Here is a 15,754-nt window from a genome sequence, read left to right on the forward strand (position 1 = left end):
TTTGGATATTTTTCTTTTCCCACACTAAATTAATGCTGAGATTACCCCACTTTTTTTTCTTCAAAATAAAAAAGCACCTTACGGTGCTTTTTTATTTCTACAAAATTAACTGATATTTAAATCATCTTGTAGATGACAAGATTGGATAATTTTCATCATTTTCTCAGGCACATTTGTTAAATGTAAGCCTTTTGATTTTGGGGTTTGGCGCAACCATTGCACCAATACAGCCAAAGCCAAAGTATTTCCATGCTCAAGCTGTGCCAAATTCACTGTGACTGGAAAAACATTCTGATGTTGAATCAATGCTAGACCTTGACTATAAATAGTGCCAGCATTTTTAAAACCAATTTTTCCAGAAACACATAGTTCCTGATTTTTTAACTCTATCACCCGACACCTATCTTTATTTATTTTTTAACAGCTGCGTCAGCATCTGGTTGGAATGTCGCAATTGCTTTATCTAAATTACCACCATTACGTTTTACGTTAGCAGCAAACTGATTACGGAATTGCAAACCTAGATCAATACCAGAAACATTGATATTACGAATTTTCCATTGTGTGCCTTTGTCTACCAATTGGAAAGACACAGGAATTTTTTCACCATTATTACTAAAATCAAGTGTCACAACTGGAAACTGACTATCTGTTGCTTTATACGGGCGCATTGAATAATTTTGATTACTATATTTCGCAAAAGCAGAACCATAGTTTTCAATTAACGTTTCACGGAAATTTTGTTCAAACTGTGCACGTTGCGCTGCTGTACTATTTTGATTGGTCGCATAAGTTCCAAGCACAATACGTGTGAATGATTGTGAGTCAACAAATGGGTCTAAATTTTGACGAACAATCGCTTTAACCGCTGCTGGGTTATTTTGCAATTTATTATGATCTGCTTTTAAGCGTGTAATTAAGCCATCTGCAACACGTTTAATAAATGCTGGTGGTGCTTCTGCTGGTGCAGCAAAAGCTGTACCTGCTAGCATTGTTGCTAATACACTTGCAGTCAAAGTTTGTTTTAATAACATATTCATTTTCAATAACTCCTCTAATGCTATTCAGCAAATGATGTTTGGGCATCTGTAGTTTCAGGTGTAGTAGCATCTTTCGAATCTGTTGTACCACCTACAGATTTCCCTGCACCACCAGTAATAAATTTAGTAATTAAATCTTCAAGATCCATTGTGCCTTGAGTATTTGAGATACGGCCACCACGTTTAAGGAAATTCAATCCGCCACCAGGTACAACTTTCAAATATTTCTCGCCCAATAAACCATTAGTTGCAACCATAATGTAAGCATCTTCATCAATACTGGTGATGGATTTCATGTTAGCTAACAGTTGCTGTTCCATAGTTTTTTGTTGCGCAGGATCAGCAGACTTATAATCTGAGCTGTAATGCAATTCATCTAAAGCATTTTGTTCAACAGTTTTTAATTGTGCTGCATTAAATGTGGTTAATTGACCATCCAAATCAAACGTAACCGTCGCTAAACGGGTGACAGGGTCTAAACTAATCGATTCAACTTCACCAATTTTAACACCGCTCATACTGACTTTTGCTTTCGGTTTTAAGCCATTCACATTGTCAAAAGTCGCTGTCATGCTATAGCTGTCTTTTAAATTTGTACCGACTAAACCACTCACTTTCATTGCAATAAAAAATAATGCAATACCAAAGATAACGACAAATATACCTACGGCCAATTCACTTGCACGTGATTTCATTAAACACCTCCAAACATGACCGCAGTCAACACAAAATCAAAACCTAAAACACAGAGTGATGAATAAACGACTGTACGTGTTGTAGATGTCGCAATACCTTCAGATGTCGGCTCACATGCATAACCCTGATACACAGCAATCCAAGTACAAATCAAAGCAAATACAAAACTTTTAATAATCGTACCATTCAAAACATCTTTATAAAAATCAACGCTATTCAGTATGCCGCCCCAATAAGAGCCTTCATCGGCACCTAAAAAGTCAACACCCACCATTTTACCGCCCATCACACCAATGGCAGCAAAAATAACAGATAACATCGGTAAACTAATAATTCCTGCCCATAAACGCGGTGAAACCACACGTTTTAATGGATCAACCCCAATCATTTCCATACTGGAAAGTTGTTCTGTTGCTTTCATTAAGCCAATTTCAGCTGTTAATGCTGAACCCGCACGACCAGCAAATAATAATGCAGCGACTACAGGTGCCAATTCGCGGAATAATGTTAAGGATACCGCTGTTCCCAACATCGCTTCACTGCCGAAATTGACTAGAATGCTATACATCTGTAAACCAAGTACGGCACCGATGAATAAACCAGATACAGAAATAATAAGCAGTGATAAAACACCTACTCGATACATCTGATAAATAAATAACTTCACACCCAATAGTGTTGGTATTGAGCATAAAATTCGTAACAACATTAAAGCTGCTACACCAATGCCTTCAACACGTTCAATTACGCGTCTACCTAATAAGGCAATTGCATTCATGAACGCACCTCATTATCTAAATAGGCTTTATGGCTAAACTGATAATCTACAGGACCTTCCATAGAACCTGTCAAAAACTGTTGCACAAAAGGTGAAGCATGTACACGCAACTCATTCGGCGTACCTTCGCCCTGAACCTTACCTTCTGCGACCACATAAATATAATCAGCAATAGAAAGCGTTTCAGACACATCATGCGAGACAATGATAGAAGTTAAATCCAAAGCATCACGTAAAGAACGAATTAAACGCGTTAGCACACCCATCACAATTGGATCTTGTCCAGCAAAGGGTTCATCATACATGATCAAATCTGGATCAAGCGCAATTGCACGAGCCAATGCCACACGACGATTCATACCACCTGATAATTCAGCAGGCATCAATTGTTCTGCACCACGTAAACCCACAGATTCTAATTTTAATGCCACTAATTCTGCGATTAAGTTTTCAGGGAGTTTGGTATGTGCCCGAATTGGAAATGCGACATTTTCATAGACTGGCATATCTGTAAATAATGCACCACTTTGAAATAACATCCCCATTCGAGCGCGTGCAGCGAACAATTCTGAACGCGACATACTCGCAATATTTGTACCATCTAATAAGACTTCACCGTGATCTGGTGTCAATTGCCCACCAATCAATCGAAGCAATGTAGTTTTTCCTGTCCCAGATGGCCCCATAATTGCGGTAATTTGTCCACGACGAATTTTTAAATTAACATTATCATAAATGACACGTTCACCACGGTTAAAGCTTAAATTTCTAACTTCAATTAAAGCTTGACCATCGGGAAGCGTTTGATTATTCATATGAACATTTCCTGCATTTTTCAGCTCGACTACTATACTCCGAACCCACTGAAATTTGTTGTTATAAAAGGATAACAAATCGCGAACTATTGTATCATTTTTATGCAGAAAAACTGTTTGTTATTATTTTATTGATTTTAAATTGATATACTTATTTTTATTAGGCACAGCTATTTATTTGTTTAAGACAACATACTGTAAGCAAAATAAGTAATATTTGAGATTAATAAAACTGAAAAAAGATAAAACATAATAGCTCCAAAATTGGCGTCCCCACACATTTGCAACGAATTTTTATTATCCATAATTATCTTTTTATATCCAAACCATGACAAAGTATACACTTTTATTTAATAAGTGCAAATATTTTGGACAATAAAAAACCAGTCCGAAGACTGGTTTTTTATATCGATAAATCTAACGATTAGTCGTTAAATTTACGACGTGGACGATCTTCACCACCTTCACGGCGTGGACGATCTGAATTAAATTCACGTTTAGGGCGATCTTCACCACCGAAAGTACGTTTTGGACGGTCATCACCAAACGCTGGACGTGCTGGACGATCACCGAAATCACGCTTAGGACGATCATCGAAAGAACGTTGTGGACGATCACCAAAACCGCCTTCACGACGTGGAGCTGGACGATCACCAAAATCACGTTTTGGACGGTCATCAAACGAACGTTGTGGACGATCACCACTTGGTTTGTAATCTACACGGTTACCACGGTTGTCATCAGCCGAACGTGGTTTGTCACCAAACGCTGGACGTGCTGGACGATCACCGAAATCACGCTTAGGACGATCATCGAAAGAACGTTGTGGACGATCACCAAAACCGCCTTCACGACGTGGAGCTGGACGATCACCGAAATCACGTTTTGGACGGTCATCAAACGAACGTTGTGGACGATCACCAAAACCGCCTTCACGACGTGGAGCTGGACGATCACCGAAATCACGCTTAGGACGATCATCACCACCAAATGCAGGACGCGCTGGACGATCACCATAATCACGCTTAGGACGATCATCACCGCCTTCACGACGTTTAAAGCTGCTTTCGCCACCGAAGCTACGACCACCGCCATCACGACCACGACCGCCATCACGACCACCGCCGAAACCGCCACGACCGCCATCACGACCACGACCGCCGCCATCACGACCACGACCGCCACCATCACGACTACCGCGTGCAGGAGGTGGAGAAGGCTCAAGACCTTCGATTTCAGAAACGTTTAAACGCGCTTCTAAATATTCTTCTAATGCACGAATTTTACCGCGTTCACGGTAAGTCGCTAATGTAATTGCTTTACCAGTACGACCTGCACGACCTGTACGACCGATACGATGTACATAATCTTCGTTCTTCATTGGAAGACCAAAGTTAATTACGTGTGAAATTGTTGGTACGTCAAGACCACGAGCTGCTACATCTGTTGCAACTAGGATTTTTGCACGACCTTCACGGATACTGCGTAAACGACGGTTACGTACAGTTTGTGGCATAGCACCATGAAGCGCTACAACTGAAAGACCTGCTTCTGCAAGCTCTTCAGCAAGCATATCGGTGTCTTCTTGAGTTGAAGCAAAAACAACTGCCTGATCTACATCATCAGCACTTAACCAATGCGTAAGCAATTTTTTCTTATGCTCAAAGCCATCAGTCCAATGTAAAGTCTGTGTAATATCAGTATTTGTAGAATGACCTGTTTCAATTGCGATACGTACAGGATCTTTCATCATGCGTTCAGCAAGACTAATAATACGTGGTGCAAATGTTGCAGAGAACATTAATGTTTGTTTACGATTTAAAGCCAAATCGCTGATTGCTTCTAGGTCTTCAGAGAAACCTAGATCAAGCATACGGTCAGCTTCATCGACAATTAAAGCATCAACTAAATCAAGTTTAATTTGACGACGGTTTACAAGATCAAGTAAACGACCTGGAGTCGCTACTACAACTTGTGCACCTTTTAATTGCTGGATTTGTTTACCAAAAGGCATACCACCCATGATTGCAGCAACACGAACACCTTTCATGTGACGTACAAGTGCGATTGCATCTTGACATACTTGCTGTGCAAGTTCACGAGTAGGTGAAATCACCAAAATATTTGGCTGAGTAACCGCTTTCATGCGATCTTTAAATGAGTTTAGCGTGTCTTCACCCGCTAAAGCATTTAATGTAGGAAGTAAAAATGCAGCAGTTTTACCAGAACCAGTTTGGCTTGATACGAGAAGGTCTTTACCTTCCATAGCTGCAGGAATCGCTTGTTCTTGTACTGTTGTAGGTGCAGTAAAACCTAGGCTTTCAAGGGCCTTTTGAAGAGATTCGTCTAAAGAAAAGTCAGCAAAAGTTTTGCTCATAGAGGTATTCACCCTAATGTGGGTGCTCCATTAAATATATGGTCTGATGGACATCGGCAAAAAGCGGCACAGCAATAATCGCTGAAAATATAGAATCAGCGGCGATCCGAGAACGACGATGCGTATAACGCACATTTGATAACAGCCGCAACCTGAAGGAATCGCTTAAGCGATTGGGTGGGGCGCGAAATATTGTCCTCTCTTGGGACCGGACGCGCATACACAATATAGAAGAGAAATGTTCAGGTAATGAACGAAATTTAGTGCGTGGGCGGATTATAGCAGAATTTTTAATAATGTCACCAAGTTTTATTGTTTTTTCCTGTATATCTAGCTTATGCACTGTTTAATTAGAATATTTTATTTTTAACACAATTGATCAATTAAATGTGCAACCTATTTTTCACCTATTAAGATATCAATGATCCAAAACAATTCTATCTAAGATATTAGTCACAGCTTCAATACAATACTCAATAATACGTATCGTGTATGAGTTTATAGTTTTTCCAGAAGGAGAAATTAAAAGACTTGATGTGAGAAACCAAATCATACGATTGATGATTTCCCTTTTTATCATATCTATTCGGATAATAAATTTTAGGTTTCATTATCGATCAATTGAGATATTTTCATCCTTATTTTTTCAACAGTTTTATTCGGTTCATTATCTGTCAAAATTATTTCACAATTTAAATTTGAGTAAAGCTGAAACCGTTTTCTAATTTTCACCTCTTCTTTTTCCAGAGTTGTATGTAGATACTCTCTATATATTTGTCTTTTGATAAGAATATTGACACATTCCTCTAACTCCAATGATGGCATTAAAAGAAAAGTCGGTAGATGATATTCAATTTCTTGTTTTGTTTGTATGTACTCTAAATGGGTCTGATCTGAAATAAGTCATGAATCCTAATGAGCACACAATAATACTCAATACACTATTATAAATACTTTGCTTAAGCTCTAAATAGAATTCAAAATTTCGCTTTGTCTAAGAGTGATAACCATATTTCTGTATGAACTGTGAAATATCTCCTTCAACTTGCATGAAGTATTCATCTAAAGCATAACAATCTAATTTTAGTTGCTGGGCAAGTAGCTTCGCTGTTGTTGTTTTCCCTACTCCACCCAAACCAATAAAATGTATGATCATACAAATCTGCCTATTCTTTTTATAAAAAAACCCTCACATATTCGGAGGGTTTTTATCTAACAAATTCGTCTGCTTATTTAGCAGCATCGCCCCATGCAGGAACAACAGTTTGCATAAGCGGTTTTAACATTTTCATTGAACAAGCAATCACTTGACCATTTTCCATAGAATCCGCACCACCGCGTGCATCTACAACAGTACCGCCCGCTTCTTTCACAAGAAGTTCACCCGCAGCGATATCCCATGGTTTTAAACCAAGTTCAAAGTAACCATCAAAACGACCCGCAGCAACATAAGCTAAATCTAAAGCAGCAGAACCTGAACGGCGGTATTGAGCACCCGCTTCGGTTACTTTAAGAAGCGATTCAAAATGGTTTTTTGCATAAGAAATTACTTCACCATTGCGTTTCGCACGATAAGCATGTCCAACACCCATGAATGTATTTTCAAGGCTATCTTTTACATTTACACGAATACGGCGTTGGTTCATCATGGCACCACGACCACGACTTGCAGAGAATAACTCATCTTTCACAGGGTCATAAATAACGCCGTGTTGAGTGATCCCTTTATGCTGAACAGCAATAGAAATACAAAAATGAGGGAATGCATTAATAAAGTTTAAAGTGCCATCAAGTGGATCAATTACCCAACACCAATCAGCATCGTGACCTTTACCTTCTTGTAGACCAAACTCTTCACCATGGAAGCTGTGATTTTTATAGCTTTTTTTCAGTGTATCAATCGTCAATTGTTCTAAATAGCGATCTACACGTGTAACAGGACCATCAATCCCTTTTTCTTCGACTTGTAGATCGAGTTTATGACGATTTTGATGCGCCTTTAAAAGCTCTTGACCAACTAATTGAGCCGCGCGCGCAGCCATAACCACCATAGGTTCCATTGAACACTCACTACAAATCTGAAGATACTGATAAAGAATAATGCATAAAAGCGCCAATATTTTAACAAATATCGGCGCTTTTAGGGAAAAAATATTTCTAAATTTTTACATCATTGTATTTACACGGTTTGCATTAGCTTCAACCATGCTTTTTCAATCGAGTTTTGAATACCTGCTGCATCCAATCCAGCTTGTTGAAGCATTTGCTCATGCGTGGCTTGAGCCATAAAGTCATCGGCTAAACCTAAGTTTAACATTGGCTTTAAAATTTGAGCATGTGCCAAATATTCATTTACAGCACTACCTGCACCTGCCATCACCGCATGTTCTTCAACAGTCACGAATAAACTGGTATGTTCAGCCAATTGAGAAATAAGTGTTTCATCTAGAGGTTTCACAAATCGCATATTAACGACTTTGACAGCCAAGTCATGCGCTTGTGCAAACTTTTCAGCAGCAACAATGGAAGCTTGAACACGACTACCAAATGCAAGAATACTGATGTGTTCATCATGCCCTGCATTATTAGATGTATTAAAACTCGCCACAACTTCTGCTTTGCCCATCTCAAGCTGAGTCATTTGCTTTTGAATTTCTACACCCATGCCTACTCCGCGTGGATAACGCACAGCAGCAGGGCCTTTGTATAAATAAGCCGTATGCAACATCTGACGACATTCATTTTCGTCTTTTGGTGCCATGATTACCATATTGGGAACAGTACGCATATAGGCATAATCGTATGCACCTGCATGCGTTGGGCCATCCTCACCTACCAAGCCAGCACGATCAATCCCAAAAGTAACATCTAAGTTTTGTAATGCGACATCATGAATCAGTTGGTCATAACCACGTTGTAAGAATGTTGAATAAATCGCAACAACGGGTTTTAAACCTTCACATGCCATACCCGCAGCTAAAGTCACTGCATGTTGTTCTGCAATCGCGACATCAAAATAGCGTTCAGGATAAGCTTTGGCAAATTCCACCATACCTGAACCTTCACACATTGCTGGTGTAATCGCTAGCAATTTATCATCTAGCTCAGCTTGGTCGCATAACCACTGCCCAAACACATCGGCATATTTAGGTGCTTTCGAAGTCGATTGAGCAGCATTCACTTTGCCAATGGCATGGTATTTAATTTGTTCAGCTTCAGCAGGTGCAAAGCCCTTGCCTTTGACGGTATAAATATGAATTAAACGTGGCCCTTTACGTTTTTTCAAGGCATCAAATACGTTCGCTAATTGCTTAACATCATGCCCATCAAATGGACCAAAATAATCAAAGCCAATCGCTTTAAATAAATTATCTGCTGCATCTGTGGCAGATTGATGTAAACGTGAATTGTAGTCCCAACAATCTGGATGAGATTGAATGAACGCATCACCATTCTCATCAATATGAACAGACTGACCTTTTTCCCAAATCGCAGCGAGGTGTTTTGCGAAACCACCTGTACTACATGAAATCGACATATCATTGTCGTTTAAGACCACAATTAAATCAGCATGATGTGCCACAGCATCATTCATGGCTTCAAAAGCCATTCCAGCAGTCATTGCACCATCACCGACAATTGCCACAACTTCACGCAAACTCTTTTGGTAACGACTTGCTAAAGCCATTCCTAATCCTGCTGAAATTGCAGTCGATGAATGTCCTACCCCAAAAGTATCAAATTCTGATTCTTCACGTGTTGGAAAAGCAGCTAAACCATCTTTTGCACGTATTGTTGTAATTTGTTCACGGCGACCTGTGAGTACTTTATGTGGATAAGCCTGATGACCCACATCCCAGACCAAACGGTCATTTGGCGTATTAAAACAGTAATGCAAAGCCACTGTCAGTTCAACGACACCCAGATTTGCACCAAAATGCCCGCCACTTTGACCAGCAGCATATAAAATATATTGACGCAACTCATCCGAGACTTGTTCCAATTGGTCTTGCTCTAGGTCACGCAATTGTTGAGGATGATCAATTCCATCTAACAATGGTGTAACTGGACGTTGAGTTGGTATTTCTGTATACAACATATGTGGCAAAGCCTTCTAAAGCCTGGCAAATCCTAAGCTAGGTAAACGGGTTAGCACGATCGTGAGATTGCATAATATCACATCCAATCAGCCACACTTATAATGATGCTTTTTGAGAAGTACTTAGCAAGCCATGTGCTCTTCAGTGTGATTATCCTGAATAATCTTACTACTTATCAACTATTATCGTTCTCTTTATACAAAAAAGAATTTTTCTTGTATAAAAAACGTGATGAGCAATTCTACCAATGTCCTAGCATTAGGCTATACTTTAAAGCAATTTCTAAACAATAAATGGATGCGCCAGTGCCAATTGAATTTGTTGCAACCTCTAAACTCCCAACGGCTTTTGGTGATTTTAAAATCACGGTCTTTCAAGATCCGAAAACAGGTGAAGAACATGTGGCACTTTCTAAAGGCTTAGATACGCCACCGACAGCACCTGTATTGGTCAGAATTCACTCTGAATGCTTAACGGGCGATGCCTTTGCTTCATTAAAATGTGATTGTGGTCCTCAACTGCATAACACCATGCAAATGATTAATGAGGCAGGACAAGGCGTGATCTTATATCTACGCCAAGAAGGACGTGGTATCGGTTTGACCAATAAAATCCGCGCTTATGCTTTACAAGATCAAGGCCATGATACGGTTGATGCCAATTTATTGCTGAACTTACCTGCGGATGCCCGTAAATATGATATGTGCAGCATCATGCTCGGACACTTGCAGATCGAACAGGTGAAGTTAATTACCAACAATCCATTAAAACTTGCTGCTTTAAAAGATTTGGGAATTGATGTGACTGATCGTGTTCCGCTTACGGTGGGTTTAAACCCTTTTAATGCTGAATATTTAAAAACAAAGCATGATCGTATGTCGCATATGTATCAGAAAGATGACTTCTAAGTCATTATTTTAACCATTCAGATGACATCAAACCGATGATAGGGGTTTTTTAACAAAAGATTAAAAAATCCCTTAATTTTTTTATGGTTTTGTGTTTTGATGTATTTAGTCATTAAATCTTCATTCTTAAATTCTCTCTGAGAGGGTCATCATGCAGAATCCAACTTCAGCGGATATTCAACGCGTACGTGAATTTCTTCTTGATTTACAAGCACGTATTTGTGCTGCTTTGGAACAACAGGAACAAGTAGGTGGCGGTACTGCACAGTTTGAAATAGATGATTGGCAACGTCCTGAAGGTGGCGGTGGTCGTTCACGTGTCTTGCAAAATGGCACTGTGATTGAAAAAGGTGGTGTGATGTTCTCTCACATCAATATTTCAAATTTACCTGCTTCAGCCACCGAACGACATCCTCAAATTGCAGGTGCAAAAGCACAAGCCATGGGTGTATCTCTGGTTATCCATCCTAAAAATCCGAATGTCCCAACCTCACATGCTAATGTTCGTTTATTTGTGGCAGAGCCTGAAGGACAAGAACCAATTTGGTGGTTTGGCGGTGGTTTTGATCTGACACCATTTTACCCAAATGATGAAGATGTGTTGGCTTGGCATCAAAAAGCCCATGATCTTTGTGTCCCTTTTGGTGATCACGTTTATGCTGAACATAAAAAATGGTGTGATGACTATTTTTATTTAAAACATCGTGATGAACAGCGTGGTGTGGGTGGTTTATTCTTTGATGATGTAAATCAATGGGATTTCGAAACTTGCTTTCAATATATTCAAGCTGTAGGCAATGGTTATTTAGAAGCCATCTTACCCATCTTCAAGAGAAACCAAGATAAAGCCTATACCGAAGCACAGCGTGAGTTCCAAATTTACCGCCGTGGTCGCTATGTAGAATATAATTTGGTCTATGACCGTGGCACTTTGTTTGGTTTGCAAACAGGTGGCAGAATTGAATCGATTTTAGTGAGTTTACCCAACTTAGCAGGCTGGTCTTATCGTCCTGAATGGGATGCTGATTCTCCTGAAAAACGTTTAACCGATTATTATTTAAAACCACAGGATTGGTTAGCAGAACTTAAATAGTATTCTTGGCGACCTTTTAATGATGCGGGACACCATTCACATCCAATAAAAGGTCGCTTTTTATTTTTTCTTTTCATTCTATTCATCTTTTAATTTTATTTTCAGAAATGAAATCTCACAATTTTTAAGAATCATTCTCATTTTTAAATATCATTCCGGCAAACATCGGACTACACTTCGCAACTGATCGATCAAAAGTAGATGTATCCTAAGATGCAATATTTTTGAATCGGATGAATATGGGTACACGACAGAGCGAATAATGATGTTGAATTTGAAAATGAATCAGAAAATTATATTGTCTATTGCTCTGCTGTTTTCTTTATTCTGCTCTATGGCAACTACTTTTTCTTTTGAAAACGATGTCACGGATGGCGTGTCTATTGCGGTTAGTGTATTTATCTGTTTAGCGATTGTCGTTGTATTTTCCGCTGTTATTCTAGAAACGCTTGAATCCATTTGTAATCCATAAAATAACTCTTTATTTGTACTTCTAAAATATGTATTTTAATATCCCCCTAAAACAACATCATTATTCCAATAAAATAAATTAAACAATAACATTTAGATACTTTGGCGCTTACTCAGAATTCACGTATATTATTGCCATCTCAATTCTACTAATTTGGACATTTTCACATGAGTAAGCAATTTGCTGTCATTGGTAATCCGATTGAACAATCCCGTTCTCCTGAGTTACATCATGCTTTTGCTGAAAAAACAGGAATTGATCTAAATTACACCCAACGTTTAGCGCCACTCGATGGCTTTGAAAGCAGTGTAAAACAATTTTTTGCTGACAATGGTATCGGTATGAATGTCACTGTGCCATTTAAAGAGCAAGCTTTTGCCTTATGTGAGCAACTGACTGAACGAGCAAAAATTGCCAAAGCTGTAAATACATTATGGATGCAAAATGGCATGCTACATGGTGATAATACCGATGGGCAAGGTTTAGTTGAGGCGATTCAAGCTTTAGATTGGAATTTAATAAAGAGTAAAATTTTAATTATTGGTGCAGGTGGTGCGACCCGTGGTGTGATTTATCCATTGGTTAAAGCGGGTGCAAAAGAAATTGTGATTGCAAATCGTACTTTAGCACGTGCTGAACAGCTTATTTCAGATCTACAACATGCTGTACCCGAAGCGCAACTTAAAGCATGTGGCTTAGATCAGCTACAAGGTGATTTTGACCTTGTGATTAATGCCACATCTGCCAGCTTATCTGGGGATGTATTAGCTTTACCTGATAACTTACACTTTAAATATGCATATGAAATGGCGTATGGCAAGCCTTCTAGCTTTTTGGATCAAGCCAAAAGCCGAGGTGTTCCTACATCTGAAGGTTTTGGTATGTTGGTGGGACAAGCAATTGAAGCATTTTCAATTTGGAATGGGGTAAAACCCAATTTAAAAGATTTTATATAGGAGCCGCCTAACTCTGTCTTAAAAAGATAAAAAGGCTTTTAAAACGCAGAATAATACATCTAAATTTTAGATGTATAAAAAAGCCAGTCTGCTAAACATAGACTGGCTTTTTTACTTAACGATCTTATTACTGAACTGATTTTTGTACTTTCTCATACACTGTACGATACAGATCATAATCAATATATTCAGTACTTTCGTCTTTCAAGTTTTCAATTGATTTCATCGTCAATTGATTCTTTCTTGAATCCTCAAAAGCTTTGGCTAGAATTTGAGATGTTGCTTTTAAACTGGCTTTTTGTGATGGATCTAAATCTTCATCTTTCAGAAATTGTTGATAATAATACTGCGCAAAAATAGCTTGAGGTTGTTTGTATTGCTGTACAAATGTATTCCATTCTTGGCGACCTGCAGTACCATTTATTGCTTTAACCACAATATTGTAGGTCTCTTCACCCACCTCATCATCATATTGTTCACTGCGTTCAATATGATGCTTTTTACCGAGGCTTTCTAGCTCAGCAAGCTCTTTGCCTTTTGGATTGTAAATACTTTCACCTGCATAACCATAGGCATAAACTCGTGCAATTTCATTTAGCTCTTGCGTACTATAATGCTTCACTACATCTGGCTGCTCTGCTGTAAGCTTCATAATAAAAACAGCTTGATACGTCTTGATATATGATTTTGAATGATCATAAACCTGTGTCGCTAGCTGTTCTAATTGATCATCTAAAGATGCAACTACATTCTGTTTTGATTTACTTTTATCTGTATCAGACACACCCAAAGATTTACTAAAGCCTTTTACCATATTTTCAAGCATTGAGCCTTTACTTACTTCCTCAATGGACTTGGCATTTTTTAATTCAGCGCGATTAATTGCAGTACCTTGACCATAATTCAACACATTCATATCCGCCTTAAGCTTGAATTTACCTAAGTCCTGAATAGAATACGCGACATCATAATCCATTTTAACCGCACGACCTTTTGCATCTAAGCCAATATCAATCACAAATGGATTGAGCGGTTTAACATCGGATAGATATTTTTTGATTTCAACATGATGTTTATTCCACAACTGTTTAAAAGTCTCTGCATCTTTAAAGTCAGTTGAGGCATATCGCTCAAAAAGATGATCCAATGCTGTTGTATCAGTAGAAAAAATGGTTGGCTTCTGTTTTGACTGTGCGTCTTTGTTTAATACATCAATTCTATATTCAGCATTACAGAATGTTAAATCGCCCATTGCCACTTGAGTTTTTTGTGTGATGAGTGCTTCACATTGTGTTTTTGTTAAATAACCATCTTCTGTTGTTTCTTCTTCCGAATCATTTAAACTGGTCGTCGCACCTGTTTGAGTTGCTATTACAGTGTCACTCTCATTGCTTACCACTTCTGCTGTTGCTGTAGCCTCTTCATCTATTTCTGTCTCAGAATCAGACTGCGCTTCATCATCATGACCAAAGCGTTGACTCACCAACTTATACAACTTTTTGCTTGAACGATATGCTTCCGCTTCTGCCGCGCTCATTCCATACGTTGCCAAACCTGATAAGTCATCAGAGCTTTCATCATCTTTTCCTTCGATATTCTTCGTTGCGTCCTTCGCTTGCTCAGCATTCGATATACCCACAATCGATTGTGCAAAATAAGGCTTATTGACCAATTCAAATAAACGCATTTGTAATAACATTTCTTCCAAAGAAACATTTAAGCGAATTTTTTCAACCACACCTTGTGCTTTATCTTGTGCACTTAAATTAATATTTTGAATCTGTTGATGATCTGCCAATAAATAAGGCAAAGCTGTCGATTGTTTTAAATAAGCCACTAGTTTTTTAAAATCAACCCGATCAATTTCATGCTTATATTTAGAGAAATCAATATAGGCAAAACTATTTTGACTTTCTTTATTGACCAAATACGGCATTAAAGCAAAATAATTGGTGTAAAACTTATGATTCTGAAAATCAAGCACCATCGGTACTTTCGCTTGGACTAAAAGCGTTGGTTTTTCATATTTTGCAGTTAAATTTAAAGATGCCAATTTCTCTTTATAATGCACCGAACCATCATAGCTAAATTGCATCGTACTGATAAGATCCATAATCGACTGACCAAACTTCTCAAAAGTTTTTGATGACGATGTCCGATCTTTCTTGGCAATGGCTTGGTATAAATCTTGTTTTTGTTGTGATGTTAAAGCAATATTTTGAGCTTTCAAATAATCATTAATTTGCTTTTCTAAGCGTGTATCTAAGGGTTGTTGAGTCGTTGAGTTTAGGCTGTTTTTTTTGCTTTGATCGATATCTAAAGCCACATTAAAACGACCATTATAATCATAACTTGGGTATTCATACATGGCATTTACGCCATTGGCAGCCCTTTGTTCAATACTATTCACAGGACTTGTATTGGTTTTAATGACATGAGAAGAACAAGCTGACAAGCTCAGTCCGAGTAAACATAAACTTAAATATTTTAATCGCATAATATTCTTCCAAGACCTTATT

General features: G+C 38.4%; 14 protein-coding genes. 4 read left to right on the top strand and 10 right to left on the bottom strand.

What is annotated here, in order from left to right; genetic code table 11:
• Window positions 1-105: 105 nt before the first annotated feature.
• From B9T35_RS02940 to dxs, 9 genes are all read right to left on the bottom strand, one after another.
• A complete protein-coding gene (locus B9T35_RS02940; RefSeq protein ID WP_086189635.1) occupies window positions 106-393 on the bottom strand; it encodes an STAS domain-containing protein in 288 nt (95 codons plus the stop codon).
• A 17-nt stretch (window positions 394-410) separates the two neighbouring features.
• Window positions 411-1,040: an MlaC/ttg2D family ABC transporter substrate-binding protein gene (locus B9T35_RS02945; RefSeq protein ID WP_086189636.1), complete on the bottom strand. Its 630-nt coding sequence runs from the start codon at window positions 1,038-1,040 to the stop codon at window positions 411-413.
• A gap of 20 nt (window positions 1,041-1,060) precedes the next feature.
• The gene (locus B9T35_RS02950; RefSeq protein WP_086189637.1) at window positions 1,061-1,735 is read right to left on the bottom strand and encodes an outer membrane lipid asymmetry maintenance protein MlaD; all 675 of its coding nucleotides are present in this window, start codon (window positions 1,733-1,735) and stop codon (window positions 1,061-1,063) included.
• On the bottom strand, window positions 1,735-2,514 hold the full coding sequence (mlaE, locus tag B9T35_RS02955; protein WP_086189638.1) for a lipid asymmetry maintenance ABC transporter permease subunit MlaE: 780 nt from the start codon (window positions 2,512-2,514) through the stop codon (window positions 1,735-1,737). The genes B9T35_RS02950 and mlaE overlap by 1 nt, the downstream gene beginning before the upstream one ends.
• Entirely contained in the window at window positions 2,511-3,329 is an 819-nt protein-coding gene (locus tag B9T35_RS02960; RefSeq protein ID WP_086189639.1) for an ABC transporter ATP-binding protein, read from the bottom strand. Before B9T35_RS02960 ends, mlaE begins: the two co-directional genes overlap by 4 nt.
• A 424-nt stretch (window positions 3,330-3,753) precedes the next feature.
• Window positions 3,754-5,706, bottom strand: coding sequence for a DEAD/DEAH box helicase (locus B9T35_RS02965; protein WP_086189640.1), 1,953 nt, complete (start codon window positions 5,704-5,706; stop codon window positions 3,754-3,756).
• Between the two features lie 994 nt (window positions 5,707-6,700).
• Window positions 6,701-6,862, bottom strand: coding sequence for a shikimate kinase (locus B9T35_RS18600; RefSeq protein WP_228147068.1), 162 nt, complete (start codon window positions 6,860-6,862; stop codon window positions 6,701-6,703).
• 73 nt (window positions 6,863-6,935) lie between these two features.
• The gene (locus tag B9T35_RS02975) at window positions 6,936-7,766 is read right to left on the bottom strand and encodes an inositol monophosphatase family protein (RefSeq protein ID WP_086189641.1); all 831 of its coding nucleotides are present in this window, start codon (window positions 7,764-7,766) and stop codon (window positions 6,936-6,938) included.
• A 119-nt stretch (window positions 7,767-7,885) separates the two neighbouring features.
• Window positions 7,886-9,805, bottom strand: coding sequence for a 1-deoxy-D-xylulose-5-phosphate synthase (dxs, locus tag B9T35_RS02980; RefSeq protein WP_086189642.1), 1,920 nt, complete (start codon window positions 9,803-9,805; stop codon window positions 7,886-7,888).
• A gap of 306 nt (window positions 9,806-10,111) precedes the next feature.
• Between dxs and ribA the strand changes: the two genes are divergently transcribed.
• The 4 genes from ribA (at window position 10,112) to aroE (ending at window position 13,235) form a co-directional block, all read left to right on the top strand.
• Window positions 10,112-10,714 carry a GTP cyclohydrolase II gene (gene ribA, locus B9T35_RS02985; RefSeq protein WP_171264201.1) on the top strand — a complete coding sequence of 201 codons (603 nt, stop codon included), beginning with the start codon at window positions 10,112-10,114 and terminating at the stop codon, window positions 10,712-10,714.
• A gap of 151 nt (window positions 10,715-10,865) precedes the next feature.
• Window positions 10,866-11,807: an oxygen-dependent coproporphyrinogen oxidase gene (hemF, locus tag B9T35_RS02990; RefSeq protein ID WP_086189644.1), complete on the top strand. Its 942-nt coding sequence runs from the start codon at window positions 10,866-10,868 to the stop codon at window positions 11,805-11,807.
• Between the two features lie 334 nt (window positions 11,808-12,141).
• A complete protein-coding gene (locus B9T35_RS18370) occupies window positions 12,142-12,279 on the top strand; it encodes a hypothetical protein (protein WP_171264202.1) in 138 nt (45 codons plus the stop codon).
• 167 nt (window positions 12,280-12,446) lie between these two features.
• On the top strand, window positions 12,447-13,235 hold the full coding sequence (gene aroE / locus B9T35_RS02995; RefSeq protein WP_086189645.1) for a shikimate dehydrogenase: 789 nt from the start codon (window positions 12,447-12,449) through the stop codon (window positions 13,233-13,235).
• A gap of 127 nt (window positions 13,236-13,362) precedes the next feature.
• Here aroE and B9T35_RS03000 read toward each other — a convergent pair whose 3' ends face one another.
• Window positions 13,363-15,732, bottom strand: coding sequence for a hypothetical protein (locus tag B9T35_RS03000; protein WP_086189646.1), 2,370 nt, complete (start codon window positions 15,730-15,732; stop codon window positions 13,363-13,365).
• Window positions 15,733-15,754 lie beyond the last annotated feature (22 nt).

This window comes from Acinetobacter sp. ANC 3832, assembly GCF_002135415.1.
Lineage (GTDB): Bacteria > Pseudomonadota > Gammaproteobacteria > Pseudomonadales > Moraxellaceae > Acinetobacter.

Coding starts and splice junctions, on each gene's coding strand:
- B9T35_RS18370 (WP_171264202.1), top strand. CDS start 12,142: ATGGCAACTACTTTTTCTTTTGAAAACGATGTCACGGATGGCGTGTCT.
- B9T35_RS02950 (WP_086189637.1), bottom strand. CDS start 1,735: ATGAAATCACGTGCAAGTGAATTGGCCGTAGGTATATTTGTCGTTATC.
- dxs (WP_086189642.1), bottom strand. CDS start 9,805: ATGTTGTATACAGAAATACCAACTCAACGTCCAGTTACACCATTGTTA.
- mlaE (WP_086189638.1), bottom strand. CDS start 2,514: ATGAATGCAATTGCCTTATTAGGTAGACGCGTAATTGAACGTGTTGAA.
- aroE (WP_086189645.1), top strand. CDS start 12,447: ATGAGTAAGCAATTTGCTGTCATTGGTAATCCGATTGAACAATCCCGT.
- B9T35_RS03000 (WP_086189646.1), bottom strand. CDS start 15,732: ATGCGATTAAAATATTTAAGTTTATGTTTACTCGGACTGAGCTTGTCA.
- B9T35_RS02945 (WP_086189636.1), bottom strand. CDS start 1,040: ATGAATATGTTATTAAAACAAACTTTGACTGCAAGTGTATTAGCAACA.
- B9T35_RS02965 (WP_086189640.1), bottom strand. CDS start 5,706: ATGAGCAAAACTTTTGCTGACTTTTCTTTAGACGAATCTCTTCAAAAG.
- hemF (WP_086189644.1), top strand. CDS start 10,866: ATGCAGAATCCAACTTCAGCGGATATTCAACGCGTACGTGAATTTCTT.
- B9T35_RS02960 (WP_086189639.1), bottom strand. CDS start 3,329: ATGAATAATCAAACGCTTCCCGATGGTCAAGCTTTAATTGAAGTTAGA.
- B9T35_RS02975 (WP_086189641.1), bottom strand. CDS start 7,766: ATGGAACCTATGGTGGTTATGGCTGCGCGCGCGGCTCAATTAGTTGGT.
- B9T35_RS18600 (WP_228147068.1), bottom strand. CDS start 6,862: ATGATCATACATTTTATTGGTTTGGGTGGAGTAGGGAAAACAACAACA.